Here is a 16810-nt window from a genome sequence, read left to right on the forward strand (position 1 = left end):
CCTTGTGCGCAGGGGGTGACCGGTGTTGGGTTGGTTGCATGCGGTTTCTGATTCTTGGCGGCACCGCCTGGCTGGGCAGTGCCATTGCGACGGCGGCACTGGGCCGCGGGCACCGGGTCACCTGCCTGGCGCGCGGCCAGTCCGGCAGCGTCCCGGACGGGGCGGCCTCCATCCGCGCAGACCCTGACGGCCCCGGTGCGTATGAGCAGGTCACCGGTGCGGACTGGGATGTCGTCGTGGATGTCTCCCGTCAGCCGGGACAGGTGCGGCGTGCCGCCGCCGCGCTCGCGGGCCGCACCGGGCTGTTCGTCTTCATCTCCTCCGGAAACGTGTACGCGGACCATACCACGCCCGGTGCCGATGAGAGCGCCGCGCTTCTGCCTCCGCTGGCCGGCGACGTGATGGAGAGCATGGAAACCTACGGCGAGGCCAAGGTCGCCTGCGAGCAGCACGTGCTGCAGGCCTTCGGGCCGGAGCGGTCGCTGATAGCCCGGGTAGGACTGATCGGCGGGCCGGGGGATATCTTCGACCGCACGGGCTACTGGCCGCTGCGGTTCGCCCGGCCTGCGGCGGCGGACGGCAGTGTCCTGGTGCCGGACGAACCAGGACTGGCCACCCAGGTCATCGATGTCCGGGACCTCGCCGCGTGGATCGTCGACGCCGGTGCGCGCGGACTTGCCGGGACGTACAACGCTGCGGGGCTGGCCATGCCCTTGCCGGAGCATCTGGCGGCGGCCCGCGCGGTGGCTGGCCATACCGGACCGGTTGTCGCGGCGGCTCCGGACTGGCTGCAGGCCCACAAGGTGGAACCGTGGATGGGGGAGCAGTCCCTCCCGCTGTGGCTTCCGCTGCCGGAGTACGCCGGATTCAGCGCCAGGGACAGCAGTGCTGCCCGGGCGGCCGGCCTGGCCACACGGCCGCTGGCCGAAACGCTCGCGGACACCCTGGCTTGGGAACTCGCCCGCGCCCCCGGCCCCACGCGGAAGGCGGGCCTGCCGGACAACGTCGAGAGGGAACTGCTGGAAGAGCTCCGTACCTAGAGCAATGCGGGAAAGGTAGGAACATCATGCTGCTGGAGAGCAAGGTAGCCATCATCTGCGGCGCGGGCGGTCCCATCGGCGGTGCGGTGTCCCACGCCTTCGCCCGCGAGGGTGCCCGGGTGTTCCTGGCCGGCCGTACCCAGTCCACACTGGACCGGGTGGCTGAGGAGATCCGGGCCGGAAGCGCAGGGAAGGACGGCGGGGCGGCGGAGACCGCCGTCGTCGACATTTCCTTCAACCTCATCTCCTACGGCGACGCCTGGAGCCCCTGGCCGAGATCTCTGTCGATGACTTCCTCCAGCCGATCAACCGCGCCATGCGCAGCCACTTCCTCACCACTCGCGCGGCCGCCCGGCACAGGGTCCCCCGGCGCTCCGGTGTCATCCTCGCCTTCGGCGGCGACTGCCCGCAGACGCTGCCCGGGCTGGGCGGCTTCAAGGTGGCCCTCGACGCCATCGAAGGCCACCGCCGGCAGTGGGCCTGCGAACTGGGTCCGCACGGCATCCGCGTGGTGACGCTGCGGACCGGCGGCGTGCCGGAGTCCATCCCGGCCGGGTTCCCCGGGCGGGAGGAGATCGCAACCGGCATTGAACAGTCGGGCCTGCTGAAGCGGGCGGCGACGCTGGCCGAGGTCGGAAATGTGGCCGCCTTCGTGGCCTCGGATCGGGCCCGCACGATGACGTCGACGGAGGTAATATCTCCTGCGGAGCGATCGTGGATTGAGGAACTGGTCATGCAGCTGCCCGTGATGCCTCCGGTCCCGCCGATGCTGGCAAAGGCTGTGGACCGGATTCCCGAAGGGGAACTGAGCTTCGAACCGAAATGGGACGGGTTCCGGTCCATCATTTTCCGCGACGGCGACGAAGTGGAGATCGGAAGCCGCAACGGGAAGCCCATGACCCGGTACTTCCCGGAACTCGTGGAGGCAGTGAAGGCGAACCTGCCGCCGCGCTGTGTGCTGGATGGCGAGATCGTGCTGGTCGGGGCCTCAGGGAACCGGCTGGACTTTGAGGCGCTGCAGCAGCGGATCCATCCGGCCGCCAGCCGGATCCGGCTGCTCTCCCGGGAAACCCCGGTGAAATATGTGGCGTTCGATCTGCTCGCGCTGGAGGACACGGACTATACCGGCCGGCCGTTCACCGAGCGACGCCGGGTCCTGGAGGACAGCCTGGCCGCGGCGCAGCCGCCCATCCATGTCACCGCCGCTACCACGGACCCTGCACTGGCGGAGCAGTGGTTCTGCTCCTTTGAAGGTGCCGGGCTGGATGGGATCGTCGCCAAGCCGCTGGCCGTAACCTACCAACCGGACAAGCGCGTGATGTTCAAGGTCAAGCACGAGCGCACCGCCGACTGCGTGCTGGCAGGCTACCGCGTGCACAAGAGCGGGCCGGACCGGATCGGCTCGCTGCTGCTGGGGCTCTATGACGACGCCGGCGGGCTGGCGAATGTGGGCGCGGTCGGAGCGTTCCCGCTGCAGCGGCGCAAGGAGCTGTTCGAGGAGCTTCAGCCGCTGGTCACGGACTTCGACGGCCACCCGTGGGCCTGGGCCCGGCAGGAGGAAGGCGCCCGCACACCCCGCAATGCCGAGGGCAGCCGCTGGACTGCGGGCAAGGACCTGTCCTTTGTGCCGCTGCGGCCCGAACGTGTGGTGGAGGTGCGCTACGACCATATGGAGGGCGAGAGGTTCCGCCACACGGCCCAGTTCGTCCGCTGGCGTCCGGACCGCGATCCGGAATCCTGCACCTATGCGCAGCTGGAGGAGCCGGTGAAATTCGACCTGGCCGAGGTGCTGGGGAGCGGCCGGCGACGGTAGCAGCGGCAGTTGCCCGCCGGCGTCGTACTTGGTAACCATTTCGCTACGAGACACGTTGCCTGCAGGTAACCATGTTTCGCTGGCTTCGCATTTTCTCTACGCTGGGGTGGGTGATCTTCAAAGCAGTTGGCGACGGACGCCCCTACCCTGACCATGGATACGTGACGCCTAAGGACTGGGCCTCCGTGCCGCCGCGGCAGGTGCGGCTCGATGAGCTCGTAACCACGAAGACCACCCTGGACCTCGAGGCGCTGCTGGCAGAGGACTCCACCTTCTTCGGCGATCTGTTCCCGCACGTGGTGCAGTGGCGGGAAACGCTGTACCTGGAGGACGGGCTGCACCGCGCGGTCCGCACCGCCCTGCACCAGCGCTCGATCCTCCACGCCCGGGTACTGGTGCTCGATGACTGACCAGCGGCAGGACGACCCCGCGAAGCAGGCGGATCCCGCGAAGCAGCAACTGCCGCACCGGCACCGGCGCGGCGGCCGCGACGTCGATGATCCGCTGCACTGGCACGGGCACCGGATCGTCACCGAGGAGGATCTCGCAGCCACTTTCGCCGGTGACGAGGTGGAGAAGTCCTCGGTCTACATGTGGCGCCGCATCCGCCACGGCATCGTGCTGCTGCTCCTGGTGGCCCTCATTGTCGCGGGCGTTTTCATGGCAGTTGCCATCTCCCGCGGCGACCTGAAGGTGCCCGGCTTCGAGCCGGAGGCGGCGCCGCCTCCGCCCACCTGCCCCGCCGGCGTCCAGAACTACGCGCCTAACAACACCGTGACCGTCAATGTGTACAACGGCACGCTGGAGGAGGGGCTGGCGTCCCAGGTGGGGCTTGAGCTGCAGCTGCGCGGTTATATTCTGGGCGAAACCGGTAACAAGGACATCAGCCAGCCCGGGCTGTCCGCGGTCATCGTTTCGGGCCGGTCAGGGGAGGCCGGCGCCTTCAACCTGCAGCGCAACATCCCCAACACCGAGTATGTGGCGGACGCCCGCAGCGACGCCTCGGTGGACATCATCCTCGGCTCCGGCTACGAGGGCCTGATCGAACCGGGGCTGGTGGACCAGACACCGGCAGCGCTCAGCTGCCCGCGGTTAAGCCCGACGCCGGTCCCTCCTTCCGGGGGACCCGCACCTGCCGAGACCGGACCGGTGGAGCCGGCGCCGGCGGTACCCGACCCCGGGGACCTGTAGCCCGCCGCGGGACTCCCGATTTTCCATTCAACGGCAAGGTGGCTGTCGTCACACTCGCTCCGTCGCGTTCACTGGCCTGAGTCAAGTCGATGGGAGATCGAGGCAATGGAAGCGAACCGCTGGATAAGGGCCCGTTCTACGCGGCGCAGATCCGGATGGGGGACCTGGGCACCTTCGCCGGCATCGGCATCAACGACCGCTCCGAGGTCACCACCGCCGACGGGACGGCCGTGCCGTGCCTGTATGCGGTGGGCGCGGCCGCGGTGTCCGTCTTCGGCGGCGGCTACCCCGGCTACGGCTCCCACGTGGGCCCGGCCCTGGTCTTCGGCTACCGCGCCGGACGCGACATCGCCAAACACGCCGCCGAGCGGGGCGTGACCCGGCCGTAAGTGCGGTCAACGTTAGTACGGTTAGGCAGAGGCGGGGCCTGCGGTATCGACCGCAGGCCCCGCCTCTTGCGTTTAGTTGCAGCCGTCCGGGCCGCAGACCTCGCCGTCCTGGCCCTGGCTGGCCGGAGTGACCATGGTCAGCGGGTTGGCCTCGGACCAGGCCTGGTTCAGCGCACCCGCGAAGACCTCGCTGGGCTGGGCACCGGAAATGCCGTACTTGCGGTCCAGCACGAAGAACGGCACGCCTTGGACGCCCAGCGCCCGGGCTTCGGCAATGTCCTGGCGGACCTCCGCGGCGAAGGCGTCTCCCGCCAGCGCCTCGCGGATTTCCTGCTCATCCAGGCCAAGTCCGACGCCGATCCCTACCAGAACCTCCACGTCGCCGATGTCCTGGGCCTGCTCGAAGTGCGCCGAGAGCAGGGCCTCTTTCGCGGCGTCGCCCTTGCCGTGCTTCTTGGCCAGGTGCAGGAAGCGGTGGCCGGTGAAGCTGTTGGCGACCACCAGGTTGTCGAAGTCGTACTCCAGGCCGACGCCGGCGGCCTGGGTCTTGACGTGCTCGAACATCTGGGCCACCTGGTCCTTGGGCATGCCCTTGACTGTGCTCAGGTACTCCAGTTCGCTGCGGTCATCGTGCGCCGGCAGGCTGGGGTCCAGCTGGTAGCTGCGCCAGGTTACCTCGACCTGGTCTTTGTGCGGGAAGTTCTCCAGGGCCGCCTCGAAGCGGCGCTTGCCGATGTAGCACCACGGGCAGGCGATATCGGACCAAATCTCAATCTGCATACTCTCTGCAACCGGCTGCCGGGCGCCGCTATTCCACCTCCCTCCCCGCCCCACCTTGCCGAAGCCTCAGTTTCTGCTGACGACACGCCGTCCCGGACCGCAAAAATTGAGGTTTCGGCGGGGCGGATATGTTGAGGTTGTGAACCTGACTTCCACACTTCCCGCGTCGTTGGACCAAATGAAGCGTCCCTTGGTCCTGCTGTCCCCGGTGGGGATTATCGCCGTCGTACATTTTCTGGCCGTGTGGGCGCACGCTGCCGTACCGGCCGCGGCCTGGGTGGTGGTGGCGCTGGCCTACTGGGCGCTGATGGCCGTGGTGGTGCTGCTGACCACCGATCCGGCGCAGCGCAGGACCTGGTTCCGCGCAGGGGGCCGCGCACCGGTGTGGGCGTACGTCGCAGCCGCGGCGCTGGGGCTCTTCCCCATGCTGGGCATCCTGCTGCTGAACCTGGACCTGCTGGCGATGCATTCGGGGCTGATCCTGCCGTGGCTGCTGTTCGCGCTGATTAACCCGCTTATGGAGGAGACCTACTGGCGCGGAGCCTTGATGGATGCGCGCGGCGGGTGGCCGTTCTGGCTGATGGCGGCGTATTCGACCGTGTTCTTCGTGCTGAGCCATCCGCTGATGTGGGGCGTGTTCTCCGTGGGCAACCGGTCAATCGCGATGTACTTTTCCCTGGCGGCGATGGGGCTGGTCTGGGCGTACATCCGCCGTTCGGCAGGCAACCTGCGGATTCCGCTGTGGTCCCACGCGCTGGTGGATGTCGGCAATATGTCCGTCTTCGTCTTCATCAACGCATACGTGCCGCCGGGGATGTGAAGCCTTACCTCCCGGCGAAGGCTAGGCGGGGGCCAGGAGCTGGACCGCAACGTAGCCGATGACCACTGCCGCTGCTGCTATCCCCAGCAGCAGCACCACGATGGAGCGCTCCTTGTCCCGGGCGTAGGAAACCGCCGCGAGGATGATGCCCACCCACCCGAGCACGGACACCAGGATGTTGTGGATTGGCAGCATGATGCCCAGCACCATCAGCAGGGCCAGGACCAGGAACGCTGCCAGGAACCACACGGCGCACTTCCCCACAGGCTTGCACGGCAGGAAGTAGCGCTTCATGCGTCCCGGAGTCCCCCTGTCTGGCCGTTGGTCCGGCAGATGGTCCTTGGGACCAGTGTAGCCGCGGGCGCTGCGGCGGATCCGGGGATCCGCGACGGCCAGGACGACGGCGCCAACCGCCGCGAGCAGGGCCAGCGGCAACCGCCGTGGTGGCGGTTTCCACCCCGGGAATGCGTGCACGGACATCATCCTCCCCCAAAGACGAATGTGATCCTTCCAGTATGTGGCATGGGGCGACCGCAGCCGGCCAGTCTGCTCAACTTCCCAGCACGAAACCGGCGTGCCCTGTGGACACGCCGGTTTCTGAGGAGTTCAGGCCGCAGAACCTGAGCAGACTGGGCAGCGTTCAGGCGCCGGGCTCAGGCCGCCACGAGCTCCCGGTCTCGGTTGCCGTCACGGTTCTCGCACAGGTAGCGGGCGTAGGCCGGCAGGGTCAGGAAATCGGGGAATTCCTCGCCGAGGGTGACTTCCTCGAAGATCTTCCGGGCCTCGGTGAAGCGGTCGCCCTCGAAGCGCGGGAGCCTAGCGAATTCCTCCTCCAGCAGTTCGCGCACCCAGTACCTGCTGACGATCTCGCCGCACGTGGTCACGGCGCTGGAGTAGATCCACTGCCAGACCTGGGAGCGGGAGATCTCCGCGGTGGCCGCGTCCTCCATCAGGTTGTTGATGCCGGCCGCACCGTTACCGCGCAGCCAGGATTCGATGTAGCGGATGCCGACCTCGATGTTGCTGCGGACCCCGGCTTCGGTGATGGCGCCCTCCGTGGAGGCGACGTCCAGCAGGCCGCGGTCATCCGGCGTCACGTCCTCGCGCAGGCGGTCCACCTGGTTGGGTTTGTCGCCGAGGACGGAGTCGAACACCTCGCGGGCCACCGGCACCAGGTCCGGGTGGGCCACCCAGGAGCCGTCGAAGCCGTCGTTGGCCTCGCGGGTCTTGTCCGTGCGGACCTTCTCGAACGCGATCGCATTGGCTTGCTCATCCCGGCGGTTGGGGATGAAGGCCGCCATGCCGCCGATGGCGTGTGCGCCGCGGCGGTGACAGGCGCGAACCAGCTGCTCGGTGTAGGAGCGCATGAACGGTGCGGTCATGGTCACCTGGTGGCGGTCCGGGAGCACGAAGCGCGGGCCGCGGGTGCGGAAGTTCTTGATGATGGAGAAGATGTAGTCCCAGCGTCCGGCGTTCAGCCCGGCCGCGTGGTCCTTCAGCTCGTACAGGATCTCCTCCATCTCGAACGCCGCGGTGATGGTCTCGATCAGCACGGTGGCGCGGATGGTGCCTTGCGGGATGCCCAGCAGGTCCTGGGCCTGGATGAAGATGTCGTTCCAGAGGCGTGCCTCCAGGTGGTTCTCGATCTTCGGCAGGTAGAAGTACGGGCCGCGGCCCTGGGCGATCAGCCGCTGGGCGTTGTGGTAGAAGTGCAGTCCGAAGTCCACCAGTCCGCCGGCGATCGGGGTGCCGTTGATCAGCATGTGCTTCTCCGGCAGGTGCCAGCCGCGCGGACGGACCACGATGGTGGGCATGTCCGTGAGCTGTTCGCCGCGGAGCCTGTATTCCTTGCCCTCGGGCGTGGTGAAGTCGATCGTCCGGTCCAGCGCATCCCGCAGGTTCAGCTGCCCATTGATGACGTTCTCCCAGCTGGGGGTGGAGGAGTCCTCCATGTCCGCCAGCCACACCTTGGCCCCGGAGTTCAGCGCGTTGATGGTCATCTTGCGGTCCACCGGCCCGGTGATCTCCACCCGGCGGTCCTCCAGGCCCGGCGCCGCGGGGGCGACGCGCCAGCTGTCATCCTCGCGGATGTGTGCGGTGTGGGGGAGGAACTTCGGGTCCGAGCCGGCGGCGATGCTCCGGCGCCGGTCCCGCCGCAGCCGCAGCAGCTCCTGGCGGCGGGCCTCAGTGGCGTTGTGCAGCTGGACCAGGAAGTCGATCGCCTGCGGAGTGAGGATCTCTTCCTGCCGCCGCGTCGGCGAAGCCGTCAGCGTAATGCCATTCAAAGTAATCGGATCATTCATCGTGGATCGTCTCCTTGGGAGAAAAGAAAAAGTGAACGACGGCGGCCCTCACCTTTCGCCGAAACCTCAGTTGTTGCAGCGACACGCCGGGGTGAAGCTGCAACAACTGAGGTTTGGCGCAGAAGGGGTGACAGGAGCGCCGAAGGCGGAGCCCGCCGTCGTTAGTGGAACTGGCCCTCTTCGGTGGAGCCAACGAGGGCCAGGGTGCTGCCGTTGGGGTTGAGGGCAGTGGAGATCTGGTCGAAGTAGCCGGTACCCACTTCGCGCTGGTGCTTGGTTGCGGTGTAGCCGCGGTCTTCGGCGCCGAATTCACGCTCCTGCAGCTCGACGTAGGCGCTCATGCCTTCCCGGGCGTAGCCGTGGGCAAGGTCGAACATCGAGTAGTTCAGGGCGTGGAAGCCGGCGAGGGTGATGAACTGGAAGGTGAAGCCCATGGCGCCGAGCTCACGCTGGAACTTGGCGATGGTGGCGTCGTCCAGGTGCTTCTTCCAGTTGAAGGACGGGGAGCAGTTGTAGGAGAGCATCTGGTCCGGGAATTCGGACTTGACGGCCTCGGCGAACTTACGGGCCAGCTCCAGGTCGGGGGTGCCGGTCTCCATCCAGATCAGGTCGGAGTACGGAGCGTAGGCCTTGGCGCGGGCGATGCAGGGTTCGATGCCGTTGCGGACCTTGTAGAAGCCTTCCGGCGTGCGCTCGCCGGTGATGAATTCGCGGTCGCGCTCGTCGACGTCGGAGGTGATCAGGGTGGCGGCTTCGGCGTCCGTGCGGGCAATAATGACCGACGGCGTTCCCGCCACATCCGCGGCGAGGCGGGCTGCGTTCAGTGTGCGGATGTGCTGCTGGGTCGGGATGAGGACCTTGCCGCCCAGGTGGCCGCACTTCTTCTCGCTGGCCAGCTGGTCCTCCCAGTGCACACCGGAGGCGCCGGAAGCGATCATGGACTTCATCAGCTCGTAGGCGTTCAGCGGGCCGCCGAAGCCGGCCTCGGCGTCGGCCACGATCGGGACCAGCCAGTCCTCGACCGTCTGCTTGCCCTCGGAATACTCGATCTGGTCGGCGCGCAGCAGCGCATTGTTGATGCGGCGGACCACCTGCGGAACCGAGTTGGCCGGGTAGAGCGACTGGTCCGGGTAGGTGTGGCCGGAGAGGTTTGCGTCGGCGGCGACCTGCCAGCCGGAAAGGTAGATGGCGCGCAGGCCGGCCTTGACCTGCTGGACCGCCTGGTTGCCGGTGAGGGCGCCGAGGGCGTTGGTGTACTGGCCGGTCTTGGCCTCCTCTGTCAGCTGCTTCCACAGCTTCTCGGAACCGCGCTTGGCCAGCGTGTGCTCTTCCTGGACGCGGCCGCGGAGGCGGACGACATCAGCTGCGCTGTAGTCACGAGTGATGCCCTCCCAGCGGGGGTTGGCAGCCCACTCGAGTTCCAGTTCCTTGGCTGCTTCTTCAGCGGTCTTCGGGGCCGGCTCAAATGATGCGGTCATTGCTGTTCTCCTTGGTTTCCCCGGCATCTCTGCCGAGTGACTTCAGTTACGGCCTCAGTGCCGAACTTCTTCGTGAAAACGACTATTCCGCATGCTGCAAGGGGTTGGATAGATGAAAATGCTGGAAAGATTTGCTTTTCTTCGCGTATTCTCAAGAAATGACTTCTACGAGCTGGCATCGACCCGCGAAGGCTTCCCAAGAGACAGCGAACGACGGCGAGATCGACCTGATCAGCCTCGGTCGCCGCGTGCGGCACCTGCGCAAGACCCAAGGCATGACGCTCGATGACCTGGGCGCCGCCGTCGGCACTGCACCCTCGCAGCTGTCACTGATTGAGAACGGCAAGCGCGAGCCCAAACTCGGCATGCTGCAGTCGCTCGCCAAGGCCTTCGGTGTCGGGATGGACCAGCTTCTTGGCGCCGAACCGCCCAGCCGCCGGGCCGCCCTGGAAATCGAGCTGGAACGCGCCCAGCGCGGGCCGCTCTACGAGTCACTCGGGCTGCCCAAAGTCCGCATCAGTTCGCGGCTTCCCATGGACGTGCTGGAGTCCCTGGTCGGCCTGCAGAACGAACTCGAGCGCCGGCTCGACGAGCAGGCCGCAACCCCCGAGGAAGCCCGCCGCGCCAACACCGAGCTGCGCGCCGAAATGCGTGCCCGGAACAACCACTACGAGGACATCGAAGCCCAGGCCCAGGAGCTGCTCAAAGCCGTTGGCTTCAGCGGCGGTCCGCTGTCCCACCACATTGCCGCGGACATCGCCGAGCACCTCGGTTTCAGCCTTCAGTACGTCGGGGATCTGCCGCATTCCACCCGTTCCGTGACGGATTTGAAGAACCGCAGAATTTACTTGACGCAGGGCCATCGGTCTGAGCATGACCCCCGTTCGGTGCTGCTGCAGGCCGTCGGCCACTACGTGCTCGGCCACGAGACGCCCACCGACTACGCGGACTTCCTGCGCCAACGGGTCTACACCAACTACTTCGCCGCCGCGCTGCTGATGCCCGAGCACGCCACTGTGGACTTCCTGCAGAAGGCCAAGCACGCTAAGGAGTTGGCCATCGAGGACTTGCGCGACGCTTTTGCCGTGTCCTACGAGACGGCCGCGCACCGCTTCACCAACCTCGCCACCCGCCACCTGGGCATCCGCTGCCACTTCCAGAAGGTGCACGTCAGCGGGATTATCCATAAGGCCTATGAGAACGACAACGTAAATTTCCCGGCGGACCATACCGGCGCCATCGAAGGCCAGCCCGTCTGCCGCTTCTGGACCTCCCGGGCGGTGTTTGATGTGCCGGACAAGTTCCGGGCCTTCAACCAATACACCGACACCGCCGCCGGCACCTTCTGGTGCACCGCCATCACGGAACGGCACTCCTCAGGCGAGTACTCGCTGAGCATCGGCGTGCCCTACGCCGACGTCAAATGGTTCCGAGGCCGCGACACCAAGGAACGCTCCAAGTCGCTCTGCCCGGATGAGTCGTGCTGCCGCCGCCCGCCGGCCGACCTCGCCGCCCAATGGGCCGGCCGCGCCTGGCCCAGCGCCCGCGCCAACTCCCACCTCCTCGCCGCCCTCCCGCCCGGCGCCTTCCCCGGCGTCGACGAAACGGAGGTCTATCAGTTCCTCCAGGCCCACGCCGACCGGTAGAAGGCAACTGCGCACGACGGCGGTGCTTCCCTGGACGCGGACGTGCGGGTCAGCTTCGAGCGGCATGCGGGCATCGAGTTGCTGGGGTGAATTCCTAATCGCGCTTTTTCGGAAAAATGCGGTGAATACCGCAGATCGCCGTTTCCCACTGTAAATAGGGGCCGCAAAGATGACGCCGGCCACAATGTGATAAGCAGGCAAGTCGGTCAACGGTGATCTAGCTCAAAGGAAGATTACTTACTGGCTGTTTATTTGCTTTATTTTCTTTAGTCGATATGGTTTTTATGAAGCTATTTTAATTCCCGTTTGGCAGTGCTAAATGACGCAGTCGCCGGGAAAGTCTCTCGGAAGCTTCACTGTCGAAGTGCCTGAGAATTGAGCTGCGTGCTTTGCTGTCCCGATTCGCGAGTAACCGAACTCTGGAAAGGAGTTTCCGATGCCTTTGACGCACGAAGAACGAGAACAACTGGAGCAGTTGGAACGCGGTCTAAGACTCGAAGATCCTGCGTTCGCCGAGACACTGCGGACTGGTCTGGTTGATGACCCGTTTACGACCAGCCCCTGGGGTCTGGTCCTGCTGTTGACCGGCGTCTTGGTCCTTCTGGTGGGGATCGAAATGCAATTCATCCTCATCGGGGTTATTGGTTTCCTGCTTGTCGCTGTCGGGGCCCTTTATGTGATCAGCAAACCAAAATCATCTGATTCGTTGGGGCGCATCAAGCAGCATTAGGCATGGAAGGAATAACTATGTGGAAGGACAGAATTTTCTTTACGCTGACTGCAACTCCCCGAGACGGTGGCGAGCAGATTTTCCGCAGCAGCGCCGAACAGATCGTGGGCAACGGGGCAGGGGCAGCCAGCTTCAGCTTCGTTGAGATTTCTGACAGCACGGCTGAGCTGCGAAGGGAAATAGTCGGCGACCGGCGCATGGTTACCGAGCGGGGCCTTGCAGAGTACCTGGAGGACCTTCTGGCCTCGAAGGAGGCCATCCACTTGGACCTCGATGTCCGGATCGAGGCCCGCGGCCTGCCGCTGCCCGCGGGGCGAGCCGCAGAGTTGGCAGCGTAATTGCGGTGTGGCTGTGGCCGGTGGTCAGGACGGTTGGCCAATGGCGTACTGCGTGGTGAGCTGGTTCGGTCGGGGATGTCACGGTGGGTGATCGTGGAGAGGCTGTCGATCAGGTCGTGGCGGACTTCCTCGTCCTAACGCGCCGATCACCGGCTAGTCCCAGAGATTCTGTCTACCAGAACTCGGTCACGGCCAATAGAGGGCGGCACTAGGGTCAGCTCGAGGGATGCGGGCATTCCGATTCTGCTCTCCAGAATCGTTTTGTTGAAGCGTAACGCCGCTCACTATGATGTGAGGCAGAGATCCCGGAGGTTGGCGGAGCCTTCGGGGCATACGTTTATCATCAGCCACCGCCTCCAGATCCCACCAGGAGCACCCATGCAGTTCTATCTAGACGGCTACCGACCCGGCGACCCGGAACTCCGACCGGCGGCTCCCGGCCGCGAGGAGAACCAGAGTGGGCAGTTCCCGGAGGAAGTGGATGTCCTGATCGTGGGTACCGGTCCGGCCGGAGTGGTGCTGGCGGCCCAGCTGTCGGAGTTCCCCGACATCAGGACCATGGTTGTCGAGCGGCGGAACGGTCCGCTGGAACTCGGGCAGGCGGATGGCGTGGCGTGCCGGACCGTGGAGATGTTCAACGCCTTCGGACTTGCCGAGCGACTGGTCCGCGAAGCGTACTGGGTCAATGAAACCGTGTTTTGGCGGCCTGACGACCAGGACCGGACGAAGATCGTCCGCAGCGGACGGGTCCAGGACGTGGCCGACGGTTTGTCCGAGTACCCCCACGTCATCGTCAACCAGGCCCGCATGCAGGACTACCTGCTCGAGCACATGCGGAACTCGCCCAGCCGGCTGGAACCGGACTATGGCCTGGAGGTGACCGACGTCGTCGTCGATCCTGAAGGTGAGTACCCGGTGACGGCGACCATGCGCCGGACCACGGACGACGGCGGCGAGGACGTTACGGTCCGCGCCAAGTATGTGGTGGGCTGCGACGGCGCCCGCAGCGCGGTGCGGAAGTCGATCGGCGTGGAGCTGCGCGGCGATGCGCGCAACCACGCGTGGGGCGTCATGGACGTCCTGGCCGTCACGGACTTCCCGGACGTCCGCCTCAAGGCCGCGATCCAGTCGGCCAACGGCGGCAACATCCTGCTGATTCCGCGCGAGGGCGGCTACCTGGTCCGTTTCTATGTTGATCTTGGCCAGCTTGATCCCGCGGACCGGGAGGCTCGGAAGCGGTTCACCGCGGACTCGATTATCGAGGCTGCGCAGCGGGTCCTCCATCCCTACACCTTGGAGGTGAAGGACATCGCGTGGTGGTCGGTGTACGAGGTGGGCCAGCGCATCGCCGACCGGTTCGACGACGTCCTGCCGGAGGAGCGCGGTACCCGCAGCCCGCGGGTCTTTATCGCCGGGGATGCCTGCCATACGCACAGCGCCAAGGCCGGGCAGGGCATGAACGTCTCCATGCAGGACGGCTTTAACCTGGGCTGGAAGCTCGCGGCGGTCCTGGAGGGACGGAGCCCCGAATCCCTGCTGGACACCTATTCGCAGGAGCGCCAGGCTATCGCGCAGGAGCTGATCGACTTTGACACCCGCTGGTCCAAGACCATGGGCTCGAAGCCGAAGGATCCGAACCGGCCCGGCGACGAAGGCCTGGACCCCCAGGAAGTCGAGCGGCAGTTCGTGCAGGCCGGCCGCTTCACCGCCGGCTTCGGCACCGACTACTCGCCGTCCATGATCACGGGCGAGGACACCCACGAGCACCTGGCCAAGGGCTTCCCGATCGGCGAGCGGTTCCACTCGGCGCCGGTGATCCGCCTGGCCGATGCCAAGCCGCTGGAGCTCGGGCATGTGGCACAGGCCGACGGCCGCTGGCGGATCTATGCGTTCGCGGACGCGGTTGGCCCGGCCGAGGCCGACACACGCCTCACGGCGCTGTGCCGGTTCCTCGCCGACTCGGAGGACTCCCCGGTCCGCCGCTTTACTCCGGCCGGAGCGGACCCGGACGCCGTGTTCGATGTCCGGGCCGTCTTCCAGCAGGGCCACCGGGACCTTTCGCTCGAGGATATGCCGGCCTTCCTGCTCCCGCAGAAGGGGCCGTTCGGGCTGAAGGATTACGAGAAGATCTTCACCCCGGACCTGAAGTCCGGCGAGGACATCTTCGATCTGCGCGGCATCGACCGCCAGCAGGGCGCCATGGTTGTGGTCCGTCCGGACCAGTATGTGGCGCACGTCCTGCCGCTCGACGCGCACCAGGAGCTGGCGTCCTTCTTCGCCGGCATCATGGTCGGCTAGCGCAGGGCACGAGAACGACGGCGGGGGCCCACCAAAGGTGGGCCCCCGCCGTCGCTAGTGTTGCCGGTGATGTGGCCGCCGTCGTAGTCGCGCTGCGGATCCCGCGTGCCCGGCAGTGGTGGCCTCCTGAGCCGGTGGTAAAGTCAGGTCAAGTACGCCGTCCCGTTATTGCTGCGGGGCAGGCCGCCGGTCCGCCCAGGGCGTCCCGGCCCACGAACCTTACGCCGGCAAGCCGGCTGCGGGCGTTGCCGCCCGCCACTGCCAACGCCATAGAGATCGGATCCCATGACCAGGACTTCACGCCATTCCTCAGCCGATGCACGCCAGACCCGGCCCGGGCTCGCGAAAGGAGCCATGCGCATCGTGTCCCTCGGCGGACTCGGCGAGATCGGCCGGAACATGACCGTGTTCGAATATGGCGGCAAGTTGCTCATTGTGGACTGCGGCGTGCTCTTCCCCGAGGAGCATCACCCGGGTGTGGACCTGATCCTTCCGGACTTCTCCTCGATCCGGGACCGTCTGGACGACATTGTCGGCGTGGTGCTGACCCATGGGCACGAGGACCATATCGGCGGCGTACCGTACCTGCTGAAGGAACGCGGGGATATCCCGCTGATCTCCGCCAAGCTGACGCTGGCCTTCATCAAGACCAAGCTCCAGGAACACGGCATTGCCGCCAAAACCGTGCAGGTCAAGGAGGGGGAGCGCAAGAAGTTCGGTCCCTTCGACCTGGAGTTCCTGGCTGTGAACCACTCCATTCCGGATGGGCTGGCTGTGGCCATTCGTACCGGGGCCGGGCTGGTCCTTGCCACGGGCGATTTCAAGATGGACCAGTTCCCGCTGGATGGCCGGATCACCGACCTGGCCGGCTTCGCCCGGCTGGGAGAGGAAGGGGTGGACCTCTTCCTGCCGGACTCCACGAACGCGGACGTTCCTGGTTTCCAGATCTCGGAGCAGGATCTGGCCCCGGCCATCGATGAGGTCTTCCGCACCGCACCGCGGCGCATCATCGTCTCCAGTTTCGCCAGCCACATCCACCGGATCCAGCAGGTCATCGACGCCGCCCACCTGTACAAGCGGAAGGTGGCCTTCGTGGGGCGGTCCATGGTCCGCAATATGAAGACGGCCCGCGAACTCGGGTACCTGAACGTGCCGCGCGGCCTGCTGGTGGACTTCAAGGAGCTCGACAAGATGCCTCCCACGAAGGCTGTCCTGATCTGCACCGGATCGCAGGGCGAACCGATGGCGGCGCTGGCCCGTATGGCGAGCCAGGACCACATGATTGACCTGACCGAGGGCGATACGGTCCTGCTGGCCAGCTCGCTGATCCCCGGCAATGAGACCTCGATCTACCGACTGATCAATGATTTGACCAAGCTCGGCGCCAACGTGGTGCACAAGGGCAACGCCAAGGTCCACGTCTCCGGGCACGCCAGCGCGGGCGAACTGGTCTACTGCTACAACCTGGTCCGCCCACGCAACGTGATGCCGGTGCACGGCGAGCACCGCCATCTCAAGGCCAATGCGGAACTCGCCGTACGAACCGGTGTGGACCCGAAGCAGGCCCTCGTGGTCGAGGACGGCACCACGATCGACCTCAAGGACGGCGTGGCCCGCGTCTCCGGGAAGGTCCCGGCGGACTACGTGTACGTGGAGAATATGGTGGCCGGCGCGGCGACCGAGGAATCCCTGCAGGACCGCCTCCGCCTGGCCGAGGATGGCGCGGTCACCGTGCTGGCGATCGTCAACCCGGACACCGGGCGGCTGGAGGAGGACCCCGAGTTCTTCCCCGTCGGGTTTGCCCCGGCAGCCGGCGAACTGCAGAACGCCACCGGCATCGTGGAGAAGGCGCTCGCCGGGCTCAAGGGTGACAAGACGGGTCCGGAGGCCGAGCAGGCGATCGCGGCGGCGCTGCTCCGCTGGTCGGACCGGTCGCTGCGGCGCAAGCCTGTGGTCACGGTCATCATCGTCGAGGCCTGACCGC

General features: G+C 66.2%; 15 protein-coding genes and 2 pseudogenes. 13 read left to right on the top strand and 4 right to left on the bottom strand.

The features are described from left to right. Window positions 1–38: 38 nt before the first annotated feature. The 7 genes and pseudogenes from AC5RWU_RS05200 to AC5RWU_RS05230 all read left to right on the top strand — a co-directional run bounded on the left by AC5RWU_RS05200 (window position 39) and on the right by AC5RWU_RS05230 (window position 4433). Complete coding sequence (locus AC5RWU_RS05200) at window positions 39–1040, top strand: NAD-dependent epimerase/dehydratase family protein (RefSeq protein ID WP_494029905.1); 1002 nt, start codon at window positions 39–41, stop codon at window positions 1038–1040. A 26-nt stretch (window positions 1041–1066) separates the two neighbouring features. Continuing rightward, a pseudogene (locus AC5RWU_RS05205) lies at window positions 1067–1162 on the top strand (3-oxoacyl-ACP reductase); the annotation flags it as partial. Between the two features lie 194 nt (window positions 1163–1356). Next, window positions 1357–1674, top strand: a pseudogene (locus tag AC5RWU_RS05210) (SDR family oxidoreductase); the annotation flags it as partial. A gap of 99 nt (window positions 1675–1773) precedes the next feature. Beyond that, the gene (locus AC5RWU_RS05215; RefSeq protein ID WP_494030048.1) at window positions 1774–2853 is read left to right on the top strand and encodes an ATP-dependent DNA ligase; all 1080 of its coding nucleotides are present in this window, start codon (window positions 1774–1776) and stop codon (window positions 2851–2853) included. 110 nt (window positions 2854–2963) lie between these two features. Continuing rightward, window positions 2964–3263, top strand: coding sequence for a type II toxin-antitoxin system VapB family antitoxin (locus AC5RWU_RS05220; RefSeq protein WP_494029904.1), 300 nt, complete (start codon window positions 2964–2966; stop codon window positions 3261–3263). Beyond that, window positions 3256–4044, top strand: a complete 789-nt coding sequence (locus AC5RWU_RS05225) for a LytR C-terminal domain-containing protein (protein WP_494029903.1) — start codon at window positions 3256–3258, stop codon at window positions 4042–4044. Before AC5RWU_RS05220 ends, AC5RWU_RS05225 begins: the two co-directional genes overlap by 8 nt. A gap of 89 nt (window positions 4045–4133) precedes the next feature. Then, window positions 4134–4433, top strand: coding sequence for an FAD-binding protein (locus AC5RWU_RS05230; RefSeq protein WP_494029902.1), 300 nt, complete (start codon window positions 4134–4136; stop codon window positions 4431–4433). Window positions 4434–4505: 72 nt separating this feature from the next. Here AC5RWU_RS05230 and AC5RWU_RS05235 read toward each other — a convergent pair whose 3' ends face one another. Further along, complete coding sequence (locus AC5RWU_RS05235; protein WP_494036913.1) at window positions 4506–5213, bottom strand: DsbA family oxidoreductase; 708 nt, start codon at window positions 5211–5213, stop codon at window positions 4506–4508. 178 nt (window positions 5214–5391) lie between these two features. Here AC5RWU_RS05235 and AC5RWU_RS05240 point away from each other — a divergent pair, with 178 nt between their 5' ends. Beyond that, window positions 5392–6033: a CPBP family intramembrane glutamic endopeptidase gene (locus AC5RWU_RS05240; RefSeq protein ID WP_494036914.1), complete on the top strand. Its 642-nt coding sequence runs from the start codon at window positions 5392–5394 to the stop codon at window positions 6031–6033. 21 nt (window positions 6034–6054) lie between these two features. Here AC5RWU_RS05240 and AC5RWU_RS05245 read toward each other — a convergent pair whose 3' ends face one another. The 3 genes from AC5RWU_RS05245 to aceA all read right to left on the bottom strand — a co-directional run bounded on the left by AC5RWU_RS05245 (window position 6055) and on the right by aceA (window position 9814). Next, window positions 6055–6507, bottom strand: coding sequence for a hypothetical protein (locus AC5RWU_RS05245; protein ID WP_494036915.1), 453 nt, complete (start codon window positions 6505–6507; stop codon window positions 6055–6057). 179 nt (window positions 6508–6686) lie between these two features. Next, window positions 6687–8336, bottom strand: coding sequence for a malate synthase A (gene aceB / locus AC5RWU_RS05250; protein ID WP_494036916.1), 1650 nt, complete (start codon window positions 8334–8336; stop codon window positions 6687–6689). Between the two features lie 161 nt (window positions 8337–8497). Then, window positions 8498–9814 (bottom strand): isocitrate lyase, encoded by a 1317-nt coding sequence (aceA, locus tag AC5RWU_RS05255; RefSeq protein WP_494036917.1) that lies wholly within the window; start codon window positions 9812–9814, stop codon window positions 8498–8500. Window positions 9815–9972: 158 nt separating this feature from the next. Here aceA and AC5RWU_RS05260 point away from each other — a divergent pair, with 158 nt between their 5' ends. The 5 genes from AC5RWU_RS05260 to AC5RWU_RS05280 all read left to right on the top strand — a co-directional run bounded on the left by AC5RWU_RS05260 (window position 9973) and on the right by AC5RWU_RS05280 (window position 16806). Further along, a complete protein-coding gene (locus tag AC5RWU_RS05260; RefSeq protein WP_494036918.1) occupies window positions 9973–11460 on the top strand; it encodes a helix-turn-helix domain-containing protein in 1488 nt (495 codons plus the stop codon). Between the two features lie 436 nt (window positions 11461–11896). Then, a complete protein-coding gene (locus AC5RWU_RS05265; protein ID WP_494036919.1) occupies window positions 11897–12190 on the top strand; it encodes a DUF3040 domain-containing protein in 294 nt (97 codons plus the stop codon). A 17-nt stretch (window positions 12191–12207) separates the two neighbouring features. Beyond that, window positions 12208–12528 (top strand): hypothetical protein, encoded by a 321-nt coding sequence (locus AC5RWU_RS05270; RefSeq protein WP_494036920.1) that lies wholly within the window; start codon window positions 12208–12210, stop codon window positions 12526–12528. Window positions 12529–12906: 378 nt separating this feature from the next. Beyond that, window positions 12907–14826 (top strand): FAD-binding monooxygenase, encoded by a 1920-nt coding sequence (locus AC5RWU_RS05275; RefSeq protein WP_494036921.1) that lies wholly within the window; start codon window positions 12907–12909, stop codon window positions 14824–14826. A 354-nt stretch (window positions 14827–15180) separates the two neighbouring features. Beyond that, window positions 15181–16806 carry a ribonuclease J gene (locus AC5RWU_RS05280; protein WP_494036922.1) on the top strand — a complete coding sequence of 542 codons (1626 nt, stop codon included), beginning with the start codon at window positions 15181–15183 and terminating at the stop codon, window positions 16804–16806. Window positions 16807–16810 lie beyond the last annotated feature (4 nt).

This window comes from Arthrobacter sp. B0427-1-12 (genome assembly GCF_059092905.1).